Below are 5,870 nucleotides of genomic sequence, written 5' to 3'. Positions count from 1 at the left end.
GCGCCGCCTCGTCCCGCAGGTCCCAGGGCGCGTTGCCGGCGAAGGCCGAACGCGCGTCGTCGAAGGATATCTGCTCGAGCGACACGACCTTCCAGGCGGCGTCCCGCCGCGACCAGCCGGGATTGAGTTTCAGCAACCCCTCGATGTCGTGAGGCAGGTTTGCCTCGTCCCAGTCCAACATGCCCTTCGGCGTCGCCTTGTCGGCGAAATGCGAGACCGGGTCTTCCAGAAGCATCGCTTTCGGCCGGAACAGGCCGCGCAGCACGCCAAGCTGAGCCAGCGTGCCGCCGAAGGAATGGCCAAGCAGCACATCCGGCGCGTCGGGCAGGTTCTCGGCAAAATCGGCGAGCAGACTGTCGAAGGAGAAATCGCCGTTGCCGCGCGCGCTTTCGCCATGGCCGCGCATGTCGGGAGCGATCACCTGCCAGCCGCGCGCGGCAAGCAGCCTGGCCGGCTCGGTCATGGCGCCCGCATTGGCGGTGATGCCGTGCAGCGCCACCATCGTCTTCGGCGCGCCGCGGTCGCCCCAGCGCATGATATTGAGCGCGACCATATCAGACTCCCGCCGCCCAGCCGACGATCTGCCGCCAGAGCGTCGTGTAGCCCGGCCAATCGACAAAGGCGGGCGGTGCCCAGTGCGGCCCGCAGTCGGACGCGAAGGCGACCGACCGCCCCTTGCCGAATTCAGCCGCGACGATCAGCGGATCGTTGCCGACGGTCGCGACCACCGTCGCCTTCTGCCTGGCGGCAAAGCGGTTGTAGCCGAGCAGCGCCGGCCATTCCGCCTCCAATCCAGCGACGATCGGATGACTTGCCGCGGCGACACGCGGCTTCGCGCCTTGCGGCCGCTCGGCGCGATCGTCGCCCGCCTCCATCTCCACGCCCAGCACCTCGGCGACCTCCGTATCGCGATAGCGCGCCTTGGCGTCTATGCCCTGGAAGGTCATATAGCCGCCGACCATCACCAGTCCGCCGCCGCCTAGGACATAGTCGCGTATCGCTTCGAGGCGATTGGGCAGCGTCTTCGAGCGCACGAACGTGTCGGGGTGGAGCAACAAGGTGTTGGCGCCGATGTCGCTCAGCATGATGCAGTCGAATTTCGCCAACTCGCCGGCGCTGAAGGGGAAATCGCGCGCGGCGACGTGGGCGGGCTGGTAGACAACGTCCCAACCTCCGCCCTCAAGGGCATCGCGCAGCCAGCGCACGCCTTCGGCGTATTCCGTGGTGGTGAAGGAATCGAAGCCCTTCTGGTGGATCGAATGAACGGTCCAGGATTCGCCCGCTATCAGGACGCGATGGCTCTTTGTCATACTTCCTCTCCTGTTCTGTCAGGCCGTCTGGCCAACCGCTTCAGCGCGGCGATGAAGGCGGCGTGGATGCCCTCCCCGTCAAGCTCGACGGCGATTTCGGCGTTCGGCGCTCCGGAGCGTCCGGCAAAGTCGATGACCGTGCGGCCATAGGTCAACTTGCCGGCGAGCTCGATCTCGAGGCGCGCCGGAACCGTCCTGGCGAGGGAAGGCTCGGCCGCGACAAGGGACGCCACGGGATCGTTGAGCGGCATGGCGGCAGGGCCGAACACGCCCGGGCGGAATGTCTTGTTCAGCGAGCGCAAGAGCTCGGCAGCGAAACGCCCTACCCTACCGCCGATCGCCTCGGTGTCCGAAATCAATCGATCGGTGATAACCGCCTGCGGTCCGACGTCGATCGGAACAAGCGTCAAGGGAATGCCGGCTCCGAACACGATGGCTGCCGCCTCCGGATCGCATAGCACGTTCCACTCCGCCGCCGCGGTCTTGTTGCCGAGCCCCCATGCGCCGCCGAGCGACACGACGCGCTCTATCTTCTGCGGCAGACCGGGGTTGCGCCGCAACGCCAAGGCCAGATTGGTCAGCGGACCAGTGGTGACGACGGTGCTTGCGACGCCCGAAACGACAAGCTCGGCGATGAGGTCGCTGGAGTGGCGCGGATCGAGGGGTACCGCTTCGAGATCCGGCCGCTCCGGATCGAGCGCGCTGGTCTGGTCGAGAATGCCGGCGATCAGCCTTTCGCGCACCAATGGCCCCATGGCGCCAGCAGCAACCGGAATGTCGCCGCGCCCTGTGAAAGCCACGGCAATGGCGCCGTTTCGTGCCGTGCGGTCGCTGGCGAGATGGCCGGCGCCCGTCGTCACCGCCTTCAGGTCGAGCGCCTCATGGCCGGCCGCGACCAGGATGCCGAGAGCATCGTCATTGCCCGGATCGCAATCGAGGATGATCGGCTTCGTCATTGGGGATTATCCCGAATTCGGGCCGGCCGGTTGCGCACGAGGATGCGCCAGCGGGCGAAAGTCAGGCCGATGATGGCGGCGAGATAAGGCAGCATCAGCACGAACTGCGAGGGGATGGCGAACACCTGCAGGCGGTCGCCCAGAGCACCGAAGAAGCCGAACAGGAAAGACGCCGCCGCCGTCATCCAGGGCTGGCCGCCGCCGAACAGCGTTGCGGCAAGCCCGATGAAGCCGCGGCCGCTGGTCATGTCCGGCAGGAAGAAATGCAGCTTGTCCATGGCAAGCTGCGCACCGGCGAGCCCGGCCAGCAGGCCGCTGATCGCCAAGGACAGGGCCTTCATGGCGGTGATGCGGATACCGGCGGAGCGCGCTGCGTGCTCGTCCTCTCCCGCGGCCCGCAGGCTGGCGCCGAGCGGCGTCTTGTAGAGGAAGACATAGGTGAGCGGCACGGCGACAAGCGCGATCAGCACGATGACGCTCTGGCCTTCGAAAGCCGAGCCGAGCAGCGGCAGCCAGGACAGCGATCCGGCCGGCACATGCCAGATGTCGGGGAAGGCGATCGGCCGCAGGCCGCCCGGACTGTTGTAGTAGCGCTCGAGAATGAACAAGGTGCCGCCGGCGGCGAGCAGATTGATGCCAAGGCCCGCCACGATGAAGTCGGCGAAGAAGCGCAAGGTCAGCAGCGCCAGGAGCTGCGACAGCACCACCGCAACCACCAGCGCCGACAGGAAGGCCGGCCAGGCGCTGCCGCTCCAGTCGCCGACCGCGACGGCGGCGAAGGCCGCCGCCAGCATCATACCCTCGACCGCGACGTTGAGGATGTTGGCGCGCAAGGTGACCATCGCCGCCAGCGCGGCAAGCAGGATCGGCGTCGACTGTTCCAGGACCGCGGCGAGCAGCGATGTGAGATTCATCCGCGCCTCCTCACGCTGCCTGGGCGGCACGACGCAGCCGCGCCGTCATCAGCAGCACGAGCAGGCCGGTCAAAAGGTTGACCAGGGAGCGCGGCACGTCGGTGGAAATCTGCATATAGGCGGCGCCGTTCAGCATCGCGGCGTAGAACAGCGCGGTCGCCAGCGAGCCGATCGGATGGACGCGGGCAAGCAGCGCGCAGGTCAGGCCGACCAGTCCGTAGCTCGGCGAGAAATTCTGCTCGAAGCGATGGCCGACGCCGAGCACGTAGAGCGCTCCGGCCAGGCCGGCCAATCCGCCGGCAATGACCATTGCCGATATCACCCGCCGCGCCGCCGGCACGCCGGTAGCCTCGGCGAAGCGCAGATTGGTGCCGGCCGCGCGAACCTCGGCACCCCATTGCGTGCGGAACAGAACGATCCAGGAGACGACGGCGAGCACGGCCGCGACGAGGAAGCCGCTGGTGGCGCGCGGGACGAAGGGCAAGGGCGGCAGCCAGATCGAGTTCGGCACCATCCAGCTCACCGCGCCATAGGCCGTGGTGTCGCGGATCACCTGGTTGGCAAGCCATGAGGTGATCAGCAGAATGATGATGTTGAGCATCAATGTCGTCACCACCTCGTCGACGGCGAGACGCACCTTGAGCACGCCTGGAATCCAGCCGACCACCGCACCGGCAAGAAAGCCGGCGATAATAGCGAGCGGCATCAGCACAAAGGCCGGCAGCGAAGCGCCGGCGATGGCGACGACCGTGGTGGTGACCGCGCCGGCATAGAGCTGGCCCTCCCCGCCGACATTGAAGATGCCGGCGCGAAAGGAAAAGACGACACCCAGCGCGATCAGGGTGAGCGGCGTGGCGCGATTGAGGAACAGGGCGAAGTTGCCGAGCGAATCGAAATTGGCGAGCAGCAGGTCGCGATAGGCGCGGACCGGCTCATCCGTGATCGACGCGACCAGCAGGAAGCCGAGCGCCAGCGTGAGCAGGATCGCGGCCAGCGGCGCGCGAATGACGCGCAGGAAATTGGACAGCGCAGGCGCCATTTACGCTGCCTCCTTCGATCCGCCGTTCATCAGATATCCGACGGTCTCCTCGTCGGCCTCGGCCCGGTCGAGGACGCGCATCATGCGCCCCGAATACATGACGCCGATCCTGTCGGAGAGCGCGAAGATCTCCGACAGCTCGGACGAGATCAGGAGCACCGCGCGGCCCCGGTCGGCGGCCTGCAGGATGCGCGCGTGGACGAATTCGGATGCGCCGATATCCAGTCCGCGAGTCGGCTGGCAGATCAGGAGCAGCGATGGATCGCGCTCCAGCTCGCGGGCGATCACCAGTTTCTGCATATTGCCGCCGGACAGCCAGCCTGCCTGCGTCGAAGGCTGCGCGCCGCGCACGTCGAACTCCCTGATCTTGTCGCCGGCGAAGCCGTCGAGCTTGTGCCGGTCGATCAGGCCGCCGGAGAGCAGTCCGGCGCGTTTGTAATTGGTGGCGGCGACATTCTCGGCGACGCTCATCGTGACGCTGAGGCCGCGGTCGAGGCGATCTTCCGGCACGAAGCCGAGACCAGCCTGCTGACGTTCGCGCAGGTCGGCTTCGGTCAGATCCCGCTCGCCGAAACAGATCTTGCCCGCCTGCACCGGCATCAGCCCCGCGATCGCCTCGGCAAGCTCCGTCTGGCCGTTGCCGTCGACGCCGGCGATACCCAGCACCTCGCCGGCCCGCACCTCAAGGCAGATGCGGTCGAGCAGACGGCGGCCTGAATGATTGGTCATGCTGACATTGTCCAGCGTCAGAACCGGGGCGCCGAAGCTGCGCTGGGCGCTGCCCTTGCGGCCGACAAGGAATACCTCGCGGCCGACCATGTCGCGGGCAATGTCGGCTTCGGTGACATCGGCCGTATTGCGCGTGGAAATGCTGCGGCCGCGGCGAATGACGGTCACGCGGTCGGAGACGGCTTTCACCTCGCGCAGTTTGTGGGTGATGAAAAGAATGGTGCGGCCCCTGGCGCGCAAGCCGTCGACCACGCCGATCAGTTCATCGACTTCGGGCGGCGTCAGCACGGCGGTCGGTTCGTCGAGGATCAGGAGATCGGCGTCGAAGGCCAGCGCCTTCAGGATCTCGACGCGCTGGCGTTGGCCGACCGAAAGCGTGCGCACCGGCGCTCCCGGATCGAGATGGAAGTTGTAGCGCGCGATCAGCTCACGGGCGCGATCGTTCATCTGGCGGCGGTCGGAGAAGATACCCAGCCTGCGTGGCTGGCGGCCGAGAAACAGGTTCTCCGCCACGGTCATGGACGGCACGAGCGTGAAGTGCTGGTGCACCATGCCGATGCCGAGGCGGCTCGCGGCGATCGGGTCGGCGATCGTCACTGTCTTGCCGTTGAGCACGATGGAGCCGGCGTTCGGCTGGTGAATGCCGGCAAGGATGTTCATCAGCGTCGATTTGCCGGCGCCGTTCTCGCCGCAGATGACATGCACCTCGCCGCGCCGGACATCGAGGTCAACATGGCTGAGCGCGGCCTTCTCGCCAAACGACTTGGCAATGCCTGCAAGGCTCAAAATGATGTCCGGATCGCTCATCAGTACGCTTTCTGAGGCACGCTTGCTGGTCGGCATGGCGGGACGCTGCCTAGAAGGTTTCGCCGTTTCGCGGAAACGGCGACACCTTCTCTCTCTTTGTTTTTACGCCATTCCC

The 5,870-nt window shown here is 66.6% G+C and carries 6 protein-coding genes; all 6 read right to left on the bottom strand.

Annotated features, from left to right (window positions below):
- A partial coding sequence (locus EOD07_RS19370) for an alpha/beta fold hydrolase (protein WP_127236613.1) occupies window positions 1-553 on the bottom strand: 553 nt, incomplete at its 3' end.
- A gap of 1 nt (window position 554) precedes the next feature.
- Window positions 555-1,310, bottom strand: a complete 756-nt coding sequence (locus EOD07_RS19365) for a glutamine amidotransferase (protein WP_127236612.1) — start codon at window positions 1,308-1,310, stop codon at window positions 555-557.
- Entirely contained in the window at window positions 1,307-2,266 is a 960-nt protein-coding gene (locus EOD07_RS19360; RefSeq protein ID WP_127236611.1) for a nucleoside hydrolase, read from the bottom strand. The genes EOD07_RS19365 and EOD07_RS19360 overlap by 4 nt, the downstream gene beginning before the upstream one ends.
- A complete protein-coding gene (locus tag EOD07_RS19355) occupies window positions 2,263-3,180 on the bottom strand; it encodes an ABC transporter permease (protein WP_127236610.1) in 918 nt (305 codons plus the stop codon). Before EOD07_RS19355 ends, EOD07_RS19360 begins: the two co-directional genes overlap by 4 nt.
- Window positions 3,181-3,190: 10 nt before the next feature.
- Entirely contained in the window at window positions 3,191-4,219 is a 1,029-nt protein-coding gene (locus tag EOD07_RS19350; protein ID WP_127236609.1) for an ABC transporter permease, read from the bottom strand.
- Complete coding sequence (locus EOD07_RS19345; RefSeq protein WP_164772360.1) at window positions 4,220-5,755, bottom strand: ABC transporter ATP-binding protein; 1,536 nt, start codon at window positions 5,753-5,755, stop codon at window positions 4,220-4,222.
- Window positions 5,756-5,870 lie beyond the last annotated feature (115 nt).

The sequence above is a fragment of the Mesorhizobium sp. M2C.T.Ca.TU.002.02.1.1 genome (assembly GCF_003997225.1).
This window is presented reverse-complemented; position numbering and strand designations above follow the sequence as displayed.